Origin of the sequence: Paraburkholderia sp. BL9I2N2 (assembly GCF_004339745.1) — a bacterium.
Lineage (GTDB): Bacteria > Pseudomonadota > Gammaproteobacteria > Burkholderiales > Burkholderiaceae > Paraburkholderia.
Map to the genome: position 1 here is coordinate 841,982 of NZ_SMGP01000003.1, position 16,230 is coordinate 858,211.

14 protein-coding genes and 2 pseudogenes are annotated in these 16,230 nt (G+C 58.6%); 9 read left to right on the top strand and 7 right to left on the bottom strand.

Annotated features, from left to right (window positions below):
* Positions 1-676 precede the first annotated feature (676 nt).
* Entirely contained in the window at positions 677-2,299 is a 1,623-nt protein-coding gene (locus tag B0G74_RS34710) for a tetratricopeptide repeat protein (RefSeq protein WP_132380736.1), read from the bottom strand.
* An 899-nt stretch (positions 2,300-3,198) separates the two neighbouring features.
* Here B0G74_RS34710 and B0G74_RS34720 point away from each other — a divergent pair.
* The 4 genes from B0G74_RS34720 (at position 3,199) to B0G74_RS34735 (ending at position 5,751) form a co-directional block, all read left to right on the top strand.
* Positions 3,199-3,765, top strand: coding sequence for a TetR/AcrR family transcriptional regulator (locus B0G74_RS34720; protein ID WP_132380740.1), 567 nt, complete (start codon positions 3,199-3,201; stop codon positions 3,763-3,765).
* Between the two features lie 170 nt (positions 3,766-3,935).
* Positions 3,936-4,361 (top strand): organic hydroperoxide resistance protein, encoded by a 426-nt coding sequence (locus B0G74_RS34725; protein WP_132380742.1) that lies wholly within the window; start codon positions 3,936-3,938, stop codon positions 4,359-4,361.
* 38 nt (positions 4,362-4,399) lie between these two features.
* The gene (locus B0G74_RS34730) at positions 4,400-5,428 is read left to right on the top strand and encodes an alpha/beta hydrolase (protein WP_132380744.1); all 1,029 of its coding nucleotides are present in this window, start codon (positions 4,400-4,402) and stop codon (positions 5,426-5,428) included.
* Between the two features lie 104 nt (positions 5,429-5,532).
* Positions 5,533-5,751: a hypothetical protein gene (locus B0G74_RS34735; protein WP_132380746.1), complete on the top strand. Its 219-nt coding sequence runs from the start codon at positions 5,533-5,535 to the stop codon at positions 5,749-5,751.
* A gap of 298 nt (positions 5,752-6,049) precedes the next feature.
* On the opposite strand, the pseudogene B0G74_RS34740 reads toward B0G74_RS34735, so the two are convergent.
* Positions 6,050-6,227 (bottom strand): annotated as a pseudogene (locus tag B0G74_RS34740) (ATP-binding protein); the annotation flags it as partial.
* A 394-nt stretch (positions 6,228-6,621) separates the two neighbouring features.
* Between B0G74_RS34740 and B0G74_RS34745 the strand changes: the two are divergent.
* Positions 6,622-8,340 (top strand): annotated as a pseudogene (locus B0G74_RS34745) (amino acid transporter).
* Positions 8,341-8,457: 117 nt separating this feature from the next.
* Here B0G74_RS34745 and B0G74_RS34750 read toward each other — a convergent pair.
* Complete coding sequence (locus tag B0G74_RS34750; protein WP_132380748.1) at positions 8,458-8,742, bottom strand: hypothetical protein; 285 nt, start codon at positions 8,740-8,742, stop codon at positions 8,458-8,460.
* Entirely contained in the window at positions 8,729-9,325 is a 597-nt protein-coding gene (locus B0G74_RS34755; protein ID WP_132380750.1) for a helix-turn-helix domain-containing protein, read from the bottom strand. The genes B0G74_RS34750 and B0G74_RS34755 overlap by 14 nt, the downstream gene beginning before the upstream one ends.
* 187 nt (positions 9,326-9,512) lie before the next feature.
* Between B0G74_RS34755 and B0G74_RS34760 the strand changes: the two genes are divergently transcribed.
* The 3 genes from B0G74_RS34760 to B0G74_RS34770 all read left to right on the top strand — a co-directional run bounded on the left by B0G74_RS34760 (position 9,513) and on the right by B0G74_RS34770 (position 13,174).
* Positions 9,513-10,238, top strand: coding sequence for an SDR family NAD(P)-dependent oxidoreductase (locus tag B0G74_RS34760; protein WP_165923987.1), 726 nt, complete (start codon positions 9,513-9,515; stop codon positions 10,236-10,238).
* Positions 10,239-10,257: 19 nt separating this feature from the next.
* On the top strand, positions 10,258-11,331 hold the full coding sequence (locus tag B0G74_RS34765; RefSeq protein WP_132380754.1) for an alpha/beta hydrolase: 1,074 nt from the start codon (positions 10,258-10,260) through the stop codon (positions 11,329-11,331).
* Between the two features lie 1,123 nt (positions 11,332-12,454).
* Entirely contained in the window at positions 12,455-13,174 is a 720-nt protein-coding gene (locus B0G74_RS34770) for a hypothetical protein (protein ID WP_132380756.1), read from the top strand.
* Between the two features lie 504 nt (positions 13,175-13,678).
* Here the strand turns inward: B0G74_RS34770 and B0G74_RS34775 are convergent.
* Both B0G74_RS34775 and B0G74_RS45980 read right to left on the bottom strand, forming a co-directional pair.
* Positions 13,679-13,996 (bottom strand): DUF2231 domain-containing protein, encoded by a 318-nt coding sequence (locus tag B0G74_RS34775; protein ID WP_132380758.1) that lies wholly within the window; start codon positions 13,994-13,996, stop codon positions 13,679-13,681.
* A 144-nt stretch (positions 13,997-14,140) separates the two neighbouring features.
* Positions 14,141-14,317, bottom strand: a complete 177-nt coding sequence (locus B0G74_RS45980; RefSeq protein WP_165923988.1) for a hypothetical protein — start codon at positions 14,315-14,317, stop codon at positions 14,141-14,143.
* 190 nt (positions 14,318-14,507) lie between these two features.
* Here B0G74_RS45980 and B0G74_RS34780 point away from each other — a divergent pair, with 190 nt between their 5' ends.
* On the top strand, positions 14,508-15,299 hold the full coding sequence (locus B0G74_RS34780) for a phytanoyl-CoA dioxygenase family protein (protein WP_243658453.1): 792 nt from the start codon (positions 14,508-14,510) through the stop codon (positions 15,297-15,299).
* 210 nt (positions 15,300-15,509) lie between these two features.
* Here B0G74_RS34780 and B0G74_RS47555 read toward each other — a convergent pair whose 3' ends face one another.
* Positions 15,510-15,638, bottom strand: coding sequence for a hypothetical protein (locus B0G74_RS47555; protein ID WP_279388633.1), 129 nt, complete (start codon positions 15,636-15,638; stop codon positions 15,510-15,512).
* Positions 15,639-16,230 lie beyond the last annotated feature (592 nt).

Here is a 16,230-nt window from a genome sequence, read left to right on the forward strand (position 1 = left end):
CACCCGGACGCAGGCGGACTTTCTATCGGCGACCGCGATAATGCGGCATCTCCCATCAGCAAACGCCTTGAGCATCCGGACCTGGTCAGCGTCTGGCGGCAACCAGAATTGCGCTTCCGGCGCGCCTCGCGTGTCGCGCACACGATCTCACTGCGATGTCCGGTCAGGCGAAACGAAATTTCGGTCTGCCGCAGTGTAGATTGCGCCTGCGTTTGCTGGAGGCGAGGTTTGCGGTTGAGGGAGACGCGGACGTGCCAGATGGTTAGTTGCATGTTTGTATCGACACGGACTTCCAGAGTGAGCCCTTATGGCAGACGACATTCACAACCATGCGAAAGCGCGGTCACCTGATACTGCGTGCCGCTGTCGAAGACGGCGCTCACCCACCCCATCGGGTGCCACTTGAGGCGCCATTTAGATTTGCGTTCGCGTTGGGTGATCGGCGGTACTCGACCCGCAACCGCCTGTCGAATCACCGTGACGAATGTCCGTAAGAGGGCTTGAAATTGGACACTCGATCGACGGCAAGTATTCCCCGTTGCCTGGACCCGGCAATCCGACGCGCCTTAGTCGCTCAAAGCGGGCAAGCGGCACGACGGAACAGGCGCGACCAAATTTGCGACCCGAACCTGCGGCGAGCAGTGGATGGGGCGCTCTCTGTCGGGCGGCTCGCCTTTCAGGCGCCCCGCAATGCGTCGATCTCTGCGCGAAGCGCTGCAACTACGCCAGTCCAATCGCCTCGCGTCGTTTGTCGAAACAACCGCGCCTTTGGGTACCACGGACTATCGCTTCGGTCGAGTTGCCATCTCCAGTCCGGCATGAACGGCAAAGCAATCCATACGGGTTTCCCAAGCGCCCCCGCCAAATGCGCCACAGCTGTGTCGACGCTGACGACGAGGTCGAGGCGAGCGATCAGCGCAGCAGTCTCAGCGAACGTGGTGAGCCGCCCGGAAACATCGCGCAGCACCCCGCGCTGCTCAAGTTGCGCGAGGCACGCGCGATCACTGTCGCGTACATCCGGTTGCAACGCGAAGAAATCCGCGTCGGCATCGAACACTGGCTTCAGTTGCTCAAGCGAAATGGACCGATTGTGATCATTCAGATGCGTACGGCTTCCCGACCACACGATCCCAATGCTCGGCCGTCGAATGGAGCCTGTAAAAAAATCGTCCCATTGAGGGACAAGCGCACCGTCTGCCTGCACATATGCACCGGATAGCGCGAGATCGGGTGCACGAACCTTGAGCGCAAACGGCAGACTCAGGGTTGGAATGTGATAGTCGAAATGTGGCACTTGCCCTGTCTCACCGATGACTTCGGCCGCACCCCGATAATTTTGGAGGAGCGGCAACAGGGCATCCTGAACACGCAACACGACGTGAGCGCCAGCTGCACTGAGCCGATCCACAAAACGCACGAATTGCAGCGTGTCGCCGAACCCCTGCTCATGATGAACGAGCACTGTCCTGCCGTCTATCGGTTGGGTGCCAGTCCATAGGGTGTTCTGCGGAAAACCGTGGCTGCAGGTGCCATCGCGCCAACGCCATTCGTATTCGCGCCAGCCGTGTTCGAATTCGCCGAGCAGCAAATTCGTCTGAGCTCGATTGGTGCGCGCGCCGGCGTCGTTCGGATCGATTGAAAGCGCCTTCTTGAATTGAAGCAATGCCTCATCAAAGCGCCGGAGATCTCGCAACGCGACCCCGAGATTAACGTATGCGCGTACGAAACGCGGCTTGAGCGTGATCGCCTGCCGGTAGGCATCCAGTTCGTCCTCATAGCGTGCCATCGTACCGAGCAGCGTTCCACGGTTGTAATGCGCTTCGGCTGATTGTGGCTGGAGCTTGCACAGATGCACCAACAGATCAAGTGCCCGCTGCGATTCGCCAAGCTGTATCAGCGACATTGCGGCACCGTACAACGAGGCGGCATGGTTCGGAAACTGGGTCAGGCAGCGCTCGAACAGCGCTATCGCAGCATCGTGACGCTGCGCCAACTGACACACCTGCGCGGCGAAGTTCAGTTGATCCATAGACATTGACATGTGCGCCGATGCCTGCATCAGGTACTCCGCTGCGCATGCATGATCGCCCTGGTTGGCGGCGATATAACCGAGACCTGCAAGAGCTTCGCCGTGGTCGGGGACGCTCGCCAGAATGCCGAGCAGCAGACCTGCGGCATCGTCGAGCCGACCGGCCATGAGGTTCGCCTGCGCGGCGGCGAGAGCGTGTTCAATTTCGTGATTCATGGCGCTGGAGGCTGGAGCAAAGTGCGATCTGTCGCGGGATTCGAAACGACTCATTGTACGGGACCGCGTATAGCGAGTCTCCAGAGCGAAGCGATGGCAGCGTCGGTTACCTGCATATGCAAACACCAAAGTGTTCCCGCCAGCGTCGAGCTGTTTAATCAGCGGTTTCGATTGCTACGCAAGATAGATAAGCCTCAGCGGCCGTCTTAAGCTGAATCGGAAACGGACGGTCGTAGCTTAAGGTTCGGTGGCTGGTTCTGGCCGGAGACCATCCAATGCAATTGGAGCGGCCACCCACTCTCTGCGCGACTACGAACGACAACACGCGCCACGATCTATTGTGCGAGATAAACCCTGCCGCGCTTAACGCATGCCTGGAGCGAACGAAGCGGTTGCAGCAGGAGGACGCAGAACTGCGAAAACGCGACGCACTGTTGCTGGAGCAGTTCGTTCGATGGGCCTACAACGCCGCGTCTCGGGGGTTGACTGTAGAGTTTCTTAACCGGGCGCTACCGCCAACGAATCGGACCGGAAACGCCACATCCGGACGCCGGTTTCAATAAGCCGTAAAGCGGTCACCCCATAGTTTTGATTTTGAGGTCCACAGTCCGGACGGACAAGGTCGTGGGTACTTTTATCGCCGAAAGGATGCCGAAGTTGGTCCGATTCGACCATGTCGACCCCGCGAGTCAACGTCTCCAAAGCCGATCAGCTGCACCGTCTCGCCACGAGTCAGGGCGGCCGTCACGGCGCTTCCTTCGATACACCGCCCGCGCATGGCGGGACGGTACGCTCTCGAGACGCATGCATACCGTGCCGCGCAACCCAAGCAAATTTCGGATATCGCCGGCCGGCTGCGTACACCACACCTCCCATATCATGCCCCTCTCCTCCCACAAAATTTTTCACACCATCGCTTGACAATCTATCTACCAGTAGATAAAGTTCGATCCATGGAAACGACAACGACAGTGCGCGAACAGATCCTCGACCACGCAGTCACGCTCATCATGCTGCGCGGCTACAACGGTTTTAGTTACCGTGATCTGTCCAGTCTGGTCGGCGTAAAGACCTCGAGCATCCACTACTACTTTCCGTCGAAAGACGATCTGGTGCTGGAAGCGGTCAACCAGTACAGCAAAGAGGTGCTCAACGCCGTCCACGCTATCGACGCTTCGTTGCCGGCCGATGCAAAGCTCAGCAGGTACACGAAGATGTTCGGCAGGACCCTCGGTGACGGCGATCAGATCTGCCTGTGCGGCATGCTTGCTGCGGACATCGAGTCGCTGCCCGAGAACGTCCGGCAAGCGGTGCAGGCGTTTTTCAAGGCGAACGAAAACTGGCTGGCCCAGGTTCTCGCGCAAGGTGCGCAGGAAAAGACGCTAACGGTGAACAGCAAACCGGAAAACGCGGCGCGCGCGCTCTACGCGGCTTTTCAGGGTAGCGTGCTGGCAAGCCGGCTGTTTCATACCAGGGCTCGACTGGAAGATGTCGAAGCCTCGGTGAGAATTACGCGGTAAAGCAGTCGAACGAGAGGTGGCATGCCACCTCTTTGTTTGCCCGCTTATCTATCTGTGCATAGATAGATAAGCGGCAGATGAGAATTGGAAACACCCGTTTTTTCCCGCAAAAATCTATCTACTCATAGATAGCCAAATTAGCAACCCAGTCTCTTTAAAGGAGTTTCACCATGTCCCTCGAAAAAGTCCTCTACCGCGCCCATGCTCACGCCACCGGCGGCCGTGACGGCCGTGCTGTCGTTCCCGCAGGCAATCTCGACTTCAAGCTGACGACGCCTAAAGAACTGGGCGGTGCGGGCGGCGAAGGCGCCAACCCGGAACAACTGTTTGCCGCCGGCTACAGCGCCTGCTTCCTCGGCGCGATGAAGTTCGTCGCCGCACGCGACAAGATCGCCATCCCGGCGGACGTCGCGATTGACGGCAGCGTCGGCATCGGTGCGATTCCGAACGGCTTCGGCATCGAAGTCGAACTGAAGATTTCGTTGCCCGGCATGGCGCGTGAAGCGGCGCAGACGCTGGTCGACAAGGCACACATCGTCTGCCCGTACTCGAACGCAACCCGCGGAAACATCGACGTCACGCTCACGATCGCCTAACCCACACGCCCCCATCAATCCAAGAACTGGAATCTGCCATGAAGACCTTCACGCCTTTGTTGCTCGCTGCGGCCCTGGCCGCCAGCACCACCTTCGCAGTTGCTGCAACCCCGGCGTCACCCGCCACGCCCGATCAGGTGACAAGCCAGTTCCTCCATGCCCTGAACAGCGGCACCGGACCGGCGATCAACACCTTGGCCCCGGCGCAGGCGCGCCAGGTGCTGATCGGTGCGCAGAATAGCGTCAAGGTCGATCTGTCGGGCATCGAGGTGTCGAACAAGACCATCGAGCAGGACGGCATCACGGTGCCGATCACGATCGTCCGACCGCAAGGCGCAACGGGTACGTTGCCGGTCTTCATGTTCTTCCATGGCGGTGGCTGGATCCTTGGCGACTTTCAGACCCATGAGCGTCTGGTGCGTGACCTCGTCGTGCAATCCGGCGCCGTGGCGGTGTTCGTCAACTACACGCCGTCGCCCGAAGCGCGATACCCGGTGGCGATCAACCAGGCGTACGCGGCGACCAGGTGGGTCGCGGCACATGGCAACGACATCGGTGTGGATGGCAGCCGTCTCGCGGTGGTGGGCAACAGCGTGGGCGGCAACATGGCGGCGGTCGTCGCACTGATGGCGAAGGACAAGCAAGGTCCCGCGATCCGCTTTCAGGGCTTGATGTGGCCGGTCACGGACAACGCCTTTAACAACGGCTCGTACAACGCCTATCCGGAAGGCCACTTCCTGACCCGTCCGATGATGAGGTGGTTCTGGGACGCGTACACCAAGGATCCGAAGCAGCGTAACGAGATTTACGCGTCGCCGTTGCGTGCTTCGCTGGACCAGTTGAAGGGTCTGCCGCCGGCGCTGATTCAGGTCGCACAGTTCGACGTGCTGCGTGATGAAGGCGAGGCTTACGGCCACAAACTCGACGCGGCGGGCGATGAGGCAACTACGGTCCGCTACAACGGCACGATCCACGACTTCGGTTTGCTCAATGCACTTGCTGAAGATGCACCGACGAAGGCTGCGACCAGACAGCTTGCCGACGAGTTGCAGTCGCGCCTGAAGTAAGACCCTGCTAATCCCGACGAGGCGCAGTCCTCAAACGACACTGCGCCGCTGCCTCCGCACACTTGAGGCGCGTCGGGTCCCCAAGACATTTAACGCACATTGGAGTGAATCTTATAAACCGCAATCTCATCGCAGCCCTTCTGATTGTCGTTACCGCAGCAGTGGCAGCACCCGCATTCGCTAACAGCGGCTACGGCCCGGCGCCGTCGTATCACCCGCTCGTCGGCGCCACGGCGTCGCAACGTGGCCAGAGCACGCAGACAGTCGCCGCTGAACAGACCACGTACACCGAGAATGGCGGTGCATACGGCGGTGTGGCGTAGAGCGAAGTAAAGTCGTCACCCATCGGAAGGCCGGAGTAAAGAGATCAGTTGGCTGCCTGCCATGCGATTGTGGAAATGTCGCGCGATGGCAATACGATGCTCTTTGCGCATCGCCGGTTTCGTTGCAAAAGCAGGAGGAGATCGGGTCGCGTAAAGCGCGCCACAGCGCGCACAACCATACGGTGAGCCCACAAGACTCGCGTCGATGATGTAGGGTGTCCTCCTCCCGCAATGCTGGCATTTCGTCTCAAGCTTCTGTTGGTGAGCGGGACACCGGTTTTCACTGAACATCTGGTAATTCGTTTTCGTTGTAGCGTTGCGCCTCATCGCAAAAGAGCAGAAACGTCCCCCTACCAGCGCGCGCAGCCGCTTCCCGGATCCGCAGCGAAAGCCGCATGCGTTCGTGGGGTGGTGCCCGCGTTCGGATCATGATCGCCGCCAGCTTCCAGCTGGTTTGAAAAGAACGGCCCTTCTGCACAAGCACATCGTCACCGAGACTGGCGTGTGGGGCTATCGACTGGTTGGCTTGAGCGAGATGCAGAGTCCATAGCGGGTCTGTGATGCGGCCTTTTTTCTCTTCCGATTGTGTTGCCATTCCCCGCCCGGATTGCCGTTGTGTCGGTAGGGGCGACTACGCTTCCGGTTCGCCGCTGCGGCGCAGGTATGCCGGAGTGGGCAATGGATATCCTTTCAAATCGTCGGCTTCGCCCCGCCGGGGTTACGACGACTGGCATACGCTGCGGAACTGCCCTACATTGCAACTGGTAGGGTGTCGACGGACGCCCCGTTCACGTGCTTCGCCGATGCTATGGAGCTTCGACGCTGGCACTTGCGAGGACATTGCCGCAGCTTGATTTGCCGGGAGACACCATGGCCGGTTTCGCCAGGATGTGGCAGTTGATCGTCGGCAAGCCGCTCGATCCTCTGGACCCCCGCACCCGCCACGCGATCGCCGTGACGCCGCTGCTGGCCTGGGTCGGCCTCGGCGCAGACGGCCTGTCATCTTCATGCTATGGCCCGGAAGAAGCGTTCCTGGCGCTCGGCCAACACACGTCTCTCGCGCTGTTTCTCGCCGTGGCGACCGGACCGGGCTTAACTTTCGCGGCATGAGGGAGTCGATACTCGTCCTGCTACCGATTTTCCTCGGCTTCGTCGTGCTGCATCTTGTCCTCATCGTTTATGGCGTGGCTGCTCATGGCGATAATCTGAGTGCCATCGTGCCTGGCGCGATCGGCGACGCCCGGAGCATGTCGCATGCCATCGGGCCACTCGTGGTCATCGCGCTGCTGATGCGCGCATTCTCGCTGGGCGGTGGCACCTATACCGGCCTTGAAGCGATGTCGAACAATGTCAACAATGCTGGCAGAGCCGCGCGTGCCGAACGGCAAGATCACGATGTTCTACATGTCGTCGTCGCTCGCCTTCACGGCGGGCGGCATCATCCTGCTCTACATGCTGTGGCACGCGCAACCGGTGGAGGGGCAGACGCTCAACGCCCTCGTGTTCGGCCGTGTGATCGATCATCTCGGGCTCGGCTCGGCGCTTGCGCGGCACGGCTTGCTCCCGACCGTACTGGCCTTCGAGGCCGCGCTCCTGCTCGTCGGTGCGCAAACCGGTTTTCTCGACGGTCCTGCCGTGTTGTCGAACATGGCCACCGACTCGTGGGTGCCGCGCCATTTTCGCGACCTGTCGACGCGGCTCGTCAGGCAGAACGGCATCGTTGTGATGGGCGCCGCAAGCCTTTTGATCCTGCTGTGGACACGCGGCGACGTTTCGATTCTTGTGGTCCTGTACAGCATCAACGTGTTTCTGACGTTCAGCCTGTCACTGCTTGGCATGTGCACGTACTGGTGGCGTCACCGCCATGACGGCGAAAACTGGCTGCGGCACTTCGGGTTGTCTGCGCTTGGTCTGTCGGTGACGACCACTGTGCTGGTCATCACGCTGGTCGAGAAATTCACTGAGGGTGGCTGGCTGACGGTGCTGGTGACGAGCGCTGTTGTTGCGCTGTGCTTCCTCATCAAGCAGCACTACGACGATACGCGTGCCCAGCTTGCGAAGGAGGATGCACTCTTTGCCGGACCGCCGCCCCAAGTCGACGAGGCAACCGCCCCCGACATACCGGACCCGTCCCAAACCACAGCCATCCTGCCGGTTGGCAAGCACCGCGGCGCGAGCATGCATGCGCTCCTGTGGGTGAACCGGCTCTTCCCAGGGCACTTCAAGAATGTGATCTTTCTCGCGGTCGGAGAAGTCGACGCACAAAGTTATGAAGGCGCGGAGCACCTTGAGCGGTTGCGGAAAACCATCTCGACAGCGCTCGAGTACTACGTGGCGCATTGCCGCCGGCACGGGATGGCGGCGGACTACCGGATCGCTTTCGGAACGCATCCGGTCGGCGAGTTCATGAAGCTCGCCGGGACCACGATGGACGAGTTTCCGAACAGCGTTTGTTTTGCCAGCAAGCTGATATTCAAGCGGGTCAGTTTCCTGACTGCGTGGCTACACAATCAAACGCCGGTCGAGATACAGACACGCTTGCATCTGCAAGGTAGGCAGATGGTGCTGTTGCCGATGAATGTCGGGTGAAGAACGGATCGGGGTTGCAGTCTGTGTCCGGTGTGGTGTGCGTTGTGGTGGAAAGACCAGGTAGCGATGGGTGGCGCCCGAGAGGCGTTGCTTCTATGAGTGTTGTCATAAACACTGCTACCAAATGAACGGAATCAAACGATATTTCACTTTGTTCTGATATTCAGTATAACCGACGAGATCGCGAACGAGCACTTTTTCTTCGCTCCCTATACGGAAATATAGAACAACCAGCAGAACGGGTGTCAGCGCGAGTGTATACCAAGACCCAAGCGCAAGCGGTGTACCGATGATCAGAAAACAGCGTGCCAAAATACAGGCCGGCCAAAAGACTTGCTCTGGTATGACCGCTTCCAACGTATAACGGCCACCAGGTTTTGCAGTTCTGCTACGATCCTGCACGCGTAGGCTGCAACAAAGGCGCGTTCTCCAGGACCGCCGACGCTGCGTCCTTTGCGAGCATGAACGCCGAGGTTTCACCCGACGCGTGCGAAAGCGCCAACGCCCCATGAAGAAGCAGGTTCAGTTGCTTGGCGAGGCGCTGAGGTTTGGCAAATCCCGCCCGCTTGCACAGTTCGAGGAACTTCATTTCACCGCGTGAACTTGCCGCTATGCCAAGTGCAACGATGCCCTCGTGCTTCCCGGCATATTCCTGTGCCGCCTTCACTCCCAGACAGCCGCGCGTGAGCATTCGGCCGGTAATCTTCCGCACGTCGAAGAACTCGATGATCTGTTCGCGCGGGTCGCTGATGTGCGCGACCGGATCGAAGAGTTCATGCACGACACCTTCACTATAGAGCCACAACACGGCCTCAATCAGATCCTCTTTCGACGGGAAATACTTGTAAAGCGTGCGCTTGGATATGCCGCTGCCGGCCAAGGCCGCTTCCATTCCCGTCGCATGGAAGCCTGCATCGTAGAAGCGATCGAATGCATATTTCATAATATCCAGCTTCTTGCCTTCGATTTCCGTGCCCTGCTCCATCTCGTCACCCTCTTGAAGTCCACCTCGCATTTATAACAAATTCCGTTGACATAGTAAACGACATCGTTTACATATACGCATAAGTAAACGATGTCGTTTACTTATGCGGTGCAAGCGTTTGGCAAAACTCCCGCCGAATGGTTTTCCGTATCCCGACATCGGGTAATTAAACACTCAGGAGAAGATCATGACTCTTTCGAACAAAGTCGTGCTGGTGAGCGGCGCCAATCGCGGCATCGGTGCGGCCATCGTGAAGGAATTGCTGAAGGTTGGCGTGGCGAGAATCTACGCCACAGCGCGCGATCCGAAGGCGCTGCCGCTGTTCGAAGACCCGCGGGTCGTTCCGTTGGAGATGGACATCACGAGCGACCCATCGGTCAACGGCGCAGCTGCGGCAGCGCAGGATGTGGACGTGCTTGTCAACAACGCCGGCACGCTGGCCTTCGGCGATTTTCTCAGCAGTAACTGGGAAACCTTCGAAGACGACATGCGGACAAATTACTTCGGTACCCTTCGCGTTCTAAGGGCATTCACCCCGCAGTTCGTGACCCGCAAGTCCGGCACCATCGCGAATATGTGTAGCGTTGTCGGCCTGTCGGCTGTTCCCTTGATGGCCGGTTACTCGGCTTCCAAGGCAGCGCTGCATTCTCTTACCCAGTCTCTGCGAGGGACCTTGGAAAAAGACAACGTCACGGTTGTCGGCATCTATCCCGGACCGATCGAGACGGCCTTGGCGAAGGAAGTACCTTATCCGGATAAGGCGACGCCCGAATATGCCGCCGTCAATATAGTGAAAGGCATCGCCGAAGGGCACTCCTACATCTTCCCCGATCCGTTGGCGCAGCAAGTCGAGCAACTGTGGTCGAGCGACAACCGGAAGCTGGAACACGTCTCGCTGCACCTCGGCACCTAAATACCGGATTGATCGGCAGATGTCGATTCGCCCCAGACGTCGTCACGACGATTTTGCCGCGACAACGGATGGTTATGTTTTAACCCTCGCAGGACAAACCTTGATGATTACACGCCGTTCCTTTACAACGAGTTTTCTCGCTGGTGCTGCAGCCATGGTTGTAACCCGCGCAACGTCGGCCAAACCTCAGCTTACCAACCCTATTGGAAAATCGTCGCTCGCTGGAAATCCGGCTTTTCCGACCCGCTACCGCACGGTGGATGTCGACGGAGCTTCGATCTTTTACCGCGAAGCGGGCGCACCCGGTGCGCCAGTCGTCCTACTCCTGCCCGGCTGGCCGTCGTCATCCGCGATGTTTCGTGATCTCATCCACGAGCTGTCCGCGAACTACCATGTTTTCGCTCCGGATTATCCAGGTTTCGGCAACAGCGATATCCCCGATCGCTCGCACGCCCCCTATACCTTTGACGTGCTCGGTGAGACGATCGGCAAGTTCGTTGACAAGGTCGGCATCGGTCAATACGTGTTGTACGCGACGGATTTCGGCGGCCTCGTAGGATATCGCGTGATGCTGAAAACCCCTCAACGGATGAAAGCGCTGGTAGCGCAAAACAATCCGTTGTTCCTGGGTGCGAGCCCATGGTTCGGGCCGCTTGTGTCGTATTGGAAAGACGGAACGGACGGGAGCCGCGAGAAGGTCAGACAACACTATCTAACCCTCGACGTGGTCCGCGATCTGTACCTCACGGGCGTTCAAGATACATCCCTGATCGATCCGGAACAGTGGCAAATCGACTATTCGTCGTTGCAGCGCCCCGGTGCTGCGGATATTTCACTCGATCTGCTCTACGACATCCGCACCAATGGCCCCGCACTCAAGAGTGCTCAGGACTACCTGCGTGCGCAAAAACCGCCTACGCTGGTCGTTAGCGGGAAAAACGACATCTTGTTTCCGGCCGAGAGTCAGCTGCGGTATCGAGAAGTTGTGCCTAACGCCGAGATCCATTTAACAGACAGCGGTCATTGCGCGTTGGCCGACAAGAGCGAGGAGATCGCCAAGCAGATGCACGTCTTCCTCGGTCGAATGCTCTAGCCAGATCATGCACACCGCCCGCTGCCATTCTTCACGCCTATGTGTGAGCGGGGCAGCGACGAAATCCTGTTGGTTGCCAGTTGGTTCCGACTGACAACCGACCGGGATGTACGCTCCGACGTGGCACGAACTTAGAACGGGTGAGCGGCGATCCGTCGCGAAGAGCAAACCATAAAGCTGAACGGTCCGTGATCGAGTGCGGAGCAGCCGTTCGAGCGTCCGCGCAACTACGCCGTCGACTGGCGCAATCTGGGCCGATTGTCGTCGGATGAGTGCACGAGCCAGACCGGCGGAATTGCCGATTGTTGCTATAAATGGGGAAGGTTTGCGTGCTACGGATCTCCTACAGCAGGGGTAGCCATCCATATCTGACAGGCGTTGCGCCTGTCACTTCACCCCCTGAGCTATCGCCGCCCGTGAAGACTCGGCAAAGTGACTTTGAACGGCCCAGTTCGACGGCGGATTCAACCGGTCGATGCAACACCTCCGCTGCTCACGCAGATTCTAGGTGTTGCATCGACCGGTTGAATCCGCCACCCACTTCGGTCGACGTTTCGCCGTATAGACGTGTTGCCTATGAGTCTTCGATTGCATCGCCTTTCCCGCGAGTTTGGTTGGCCCGGCCTTTAACGCACCGATATCGTGTATTTTGCGCCGGACTTCGATCCGATGTTCCGCTGCGATTCGGCCGTATCGTTTTGAGGCGATAGCGGACAGCCAGGAATCGCGGCGGATGGACCTCATCGTTTGTATGTCTTCAAAGGACACTAACACGCCGCAGAAGAGTATCCCAAACGTGCAGCACGAAGGGCGGCGGGAATAGCAACCAAAGCCGAGTTGCTTCCACCAAACTATTGCAGCCACAGGTTGAATCTACCCTCTCAGCGCAACTCAAGATGGGACGGCCGCGCGCTCACGGTTTTCGTTGTTTGCGCCACGCCCGAATGGGCGATCGTGCATAAGGAATAAGTAGGGGGGTCTCGGTGTTGTTCACCATGAGATCGATCCTGCGGCGAGCGGGCGTGACGGCCGGATGGTTCATCGGCGCGCGAGCCAACAGGAGAAATACGAGGGCCGCCTGCAGCTCGTGTTGTGCGGGTCCACGGATCAAAGGAGAAGACTCTTGGCTTTCAGGAAAACTAACACGAGCAGCGGACGCTCGATAATTGAGCAACTTCCTGTCGGACTTGTCAGGCACACGTATGGGCCGGCTCTAGCCCAAACGTTCGAGAACGCGCAAATCCACAGCGGGACGTGGATGGAAGCAGTGCTCGGCCCTGACCAATCCAACGTCTCGAGCTATTACAGGCTAGGTACCAAAACCAACAGCAATAGCTTGCGCCCGTTCATGACGGCACTTGCGGATGATAGCCACATGAAAGGCTGGATAGCCGGTCACTTACTGAATGAAGAGATGGGAGGACAAGGTGACAGAGACGAAAATCTCACACCCCTGACAACCAGAGCGAACAGTGCTCACAAAGCGTACGAGGCCCATATAAAGAAAATGCTACTCCAGTGTCACAGAATTGACCGCGAGAAAAAGGAAATTGACGCCTGGTATGGGGTCCACTACAGGGTCAACGTGTCGACACGGCCTGTATTCCAAGACTTGATTGATACGTACGTGGCGTCACATATCTCGATTGAGTATAGGTACATCAAAATAGAAAAAAAGCGCTTTCCAGTGCTGGTGATCGAGCAAGTCGGGCCGCTTGATCCGAACCTGCATATGCTGAAGATCGCCGGCAAGCCAGCTTCTAAGTCAACCAATGCAGTAAATGAGCAATGCAACCAAGACAATACGAGATTCTCGGTCGAGATCCATAACGAAAATAGCTAGCCACGCGCAAACGCCGCTCAAATTCGTTTGACAGGCCGCCCTCCGGCTCATGCAGGGTGACCGCGCAAAGAAACGTCGCAGGCGGACACACCCATGACTGCCCAGAATCCTCGCGCTATAAACAGGCGTCCCTGCGAGCCGGGCGAAAGTGCGGGCGCACCGTAATGACTCCAATGGCGATGAGGGCAATGGCGGGATATATTCCGCATGGCCTTCGATTCAATGTGCATAGCGCAAACCCAGTAGGCAGCGAAAGCATCGACACGCTGCCGAACGCGTATCTCACTTGCCGCGATCGTCTCACGCCGTTTTCACGTGTCGCGGGAAATTATAGGATCAACGGTTCTCGACGCGTCCCACAAATGTCGCCGCCGCGGCAAACCAGCCGCTGATTGCGCGCGAAGCAACGGCCGGTGAACCGCTATTTGACAGCATCCAACGAAGGGCTGTTGACAGCAGGATGCTTTTGAAAAAGTCGCCGGGCGTCGCTCAAGATAGTTTTATTCACGAGCGGCCTCCTTGAAACCAAATCTGGCGAATCCAGGAGCGAACTGCCCAGAAGTCGAGCTTCTCAACGGCGGCCACCATTCCGCTCGGAGAAAAGCATACGTGACAAAGACTGATCACGCGAGGAATGATGGCAAAAAGCAGCGCTGTCGTGACGAGCCATGCAGCTCCCCTTCCCCAGAACACATTGGCGGTGGCCGCGTAGGCAAAGTCGAAAATAAGCGTGCCGACGAAGAGCCCATACGGAATCGGATTCAACAGCCCGAAAACCGCCGTGGCGAATCTCGATCGATGGGTCGGCGTGGCGGGAATCATGGGTGAATCCTCGTGCTAAGTACCCGCAAGCAAGCTCGGATTGAACGAGAACCGCGTTCGCTCGGAACGAATTCAGGGAAAGGCATGTTCCTTGCGCGATCTGTGCGGGCGAGCGACAGGCGTGCGGCGCACCTGACCTCTCTATCAGCCGGCTTCGCCGACCTCTTTCGGATCGGGCAGCTTTTCGCCGCTATTCGGCTTCGGCGGTTCCGGTTCATTTGTCAGCGAGTCTTTCTGTTCGTCGCTCAACCGGCGGTCGGCGGCGGTCGGATCTGTCTCGGTCTGACGTGGCGGCGTTGGGCGGGAGGATTCGGTAGCCATATAAACTCCATTCAGGTAGGTTGACTGTTGACCATCAGGTGCGTGATCCTTTCTGCAGAAGCATGCGGCGTGCCGCATACCAGTGAACGTGTCCGGGCGCTAGTGCCTCCCGCTTGCGCCATCTGTGGCCTCGCTGATCTACGCCCTGACAGTTTGCATTCGATGAAAGCCCGACAACAAGGAGACGACTGTGCCTGACCTCTCTTCAGAAAAACTGGACGAATACGCTGCGACATTCGAACGCGATGGAATGGTTGTTCTGAAGCACCATTTTCCTCCGGCGTTACTCACTGTCTGGCGCGAAGCATTCGAGCCGCTGCTCCGCGAGCGCGTCGCCTCGCAGACAACTGCGGTGCGCGGAGACAACCGGCACTACATCACCCTCCCGTTCTCGGGTGTGTTCGCCGACGAAAGCATCTTTTGCGACCCGGCCATTCTCGGTATCGTCGAGCGGGTCGTGGGCGACGACCCGGTGATGTGTCAGCTCGCGACCGATACGCCACTGAGCGGCTCGACGTATCAGGACATCCACCGCGACACGCCTCCGCTGTTCGATGATCAGCCGGAAATGCCCTCCTTTCAATTGGCGGTCAATTTTCCCTTGTGCGACGTCTCCCTCGAGAACGGTCCCTTTGAGACCACGCTAGGCACGCACCGCATGCGTCCGGACGAAGCCATGAAGGCGTGGCGCGAGAACCGGCTTGGTTTGCAGGCCATCCAGATGGAACTCGGCGACGTCATGGTGCGGGACGTTCGTGCGCTGCACCGAGGTACGCCGAACAGGACGGATCAGCCGCGCCCGATGGTGGTGATCGGCTACAGCAGAAGCTGGTATTTTCGACCCGAGGTTCATATCGATGTGCCGGCCGACGCGGACGAACGCCTGAGCCTCCGGGCAAAGCGGCTACTACGTTATATGCCACGCGTAGATCGACTGGACGTTGCCCGCGCTCCGGAGGCGTATCAGAAGTTCGCCTATTGAAGCAGTCCCGAAGACTTTGTATGTGAGCGTGAGGAGTCGATCAGAGCACAGCACGAACCGTACACCTGCTCCGTGGACACGACGGCACGCCCTGATCGTCGGCTCGATGACGCGCAGGCTATACCGCGCGATATCATGGCCGGCTGTCGGGGCGACTGATCGGTGGCGGCCCTGAACGCATATACGGCGACGCTTTGAGGCAGCCGACAGTCACGAGATCAACTCCTCGTGAACTGAAGTCTGAAACGCACCACCGTTCATTGGACCACCACCGGCCACGTGAATTGCGTCGGCGAAACCGCCACGTTGTGCGACCTGCATCTCTTCCGGTGTAGGCATGGACGCCGCCGCTCCGCCCTACCCCTGCCCGGACGCAAGGCGCGGGGTAACGAGAGCCGCGCTGCCCCTCCATATGGCGAGTTCAAGAAATTGTCGCCTGGGTAGTCCCATCGTCCACCTCGCACAGTCGCATTAGCGGCATTCACACGACCGATGACACACGCGTTCCGACTTCGGCAAGTGGGTTGCGCTTACCACGTTGAAAGCCAGGTGCAATAACACCTGTAAAGAATTCATCAGGATCGCGCTTTGCTCACCCATGCACACCCCCAAGCGATCGCGGCATGCAGCCGCCGTGTCGGGAGGTACCGCAGCGAGCCGACCCCGGCTCAACGCAATCAGGAGCATGCCATGACTATGCCTCCAACATCACGCCCGGAAACGGAAGCAGCGGCCGTTGGAAACCCAGAGGTGTCCGACGGAACGCAGCCTTCGTGTAGGCGTTCAATGCACCGGCGCACATCGTTCACTTCCAGACTGGCTTGCCCGAGTTCCAGCCACGACCGGGAATCAAGTGGCGTATGAGCGATTAGTGCTCCTGCGCGCTTCACGGCAAGGTCGAAGTTTTTTAGTAAGAACACTTCCTTGATGC

Excerpts from the sequence above, each read along its gene's own strand:
- B0G74_RS34755 (WP_132380750.1), bottom strand. The coding sequence starts at position 9,325 with ATGGAGCAGGGCACGGAAATCGAAGGCAAGAAGCTGGATATTATGAAA.
- B0G74_RS34725 (WP_132380742.1), top strand. The coding sequence starts at position 3,936 with ATGTCCCTCGAAAAAGTCCTCTACCGCGCCCATGCTCACGCCACCGGC.
- B0G74_RS34760 (WP_165923987.1), top strand. The coding sequence starts at position 9,513 with ATGACTCTTTCGAACAAAGTCGTGCTGGTGAGCGGCGCCAATCGCGGC.
- B0G74_RS47555 (WP_279388633.1), bottom strand. The coding sequence starts at position 15,638 with ATGCCTACACCGGAAGAGATGCAGGTCGCACAACGTGGCGGTTTCGCC.
- B0G74_RS34720 (WP_132380740.1), top strand. The coding sequence starts at position 3,199 with ATGGAAACGACAACGACAGTGCGCGAACAGATCCTCGACCACGCAGTC.
- B0G74_RS34765 (WP_132380754.1), top strand. The coding sequence starts at position 10,258 with ATGTCGATTCGCCCCAGACGTCGTCACGACGATTTTGCCGCGACAACG.
- B0G74_RS34775 (WP_132380758.1), bottom strand. The coding sequence starts at position 13,996 with ATGATTCCCGCCACGCCGACCCATCGATCGAGATTCGCCACGGCGGTT.
- B0G74_RS34710 (WP_132380736.1), bottom strand. The coding sequence starts at position 2,299 with ATGAGTCGTTTCGAATCCCGCGACAGATCGCACTTTGCTCCAGCCTCC.
- B0G74_RS45980 (WP_165923988.1), bottom strand. The coding sequence starts at position 14,317 with ATGGCTACCGAATCCTCCCGCCCAACGCCGCCACGTCAGACCGAGACA.
- B0G74_RS34730 (WP_132380744.1), top strand. The coding sequence starts at position 4,400 with ATGAAGACCTTCACGCCTTTGTTGCTCGCTGCGGCCCTGGCCGCCAGC.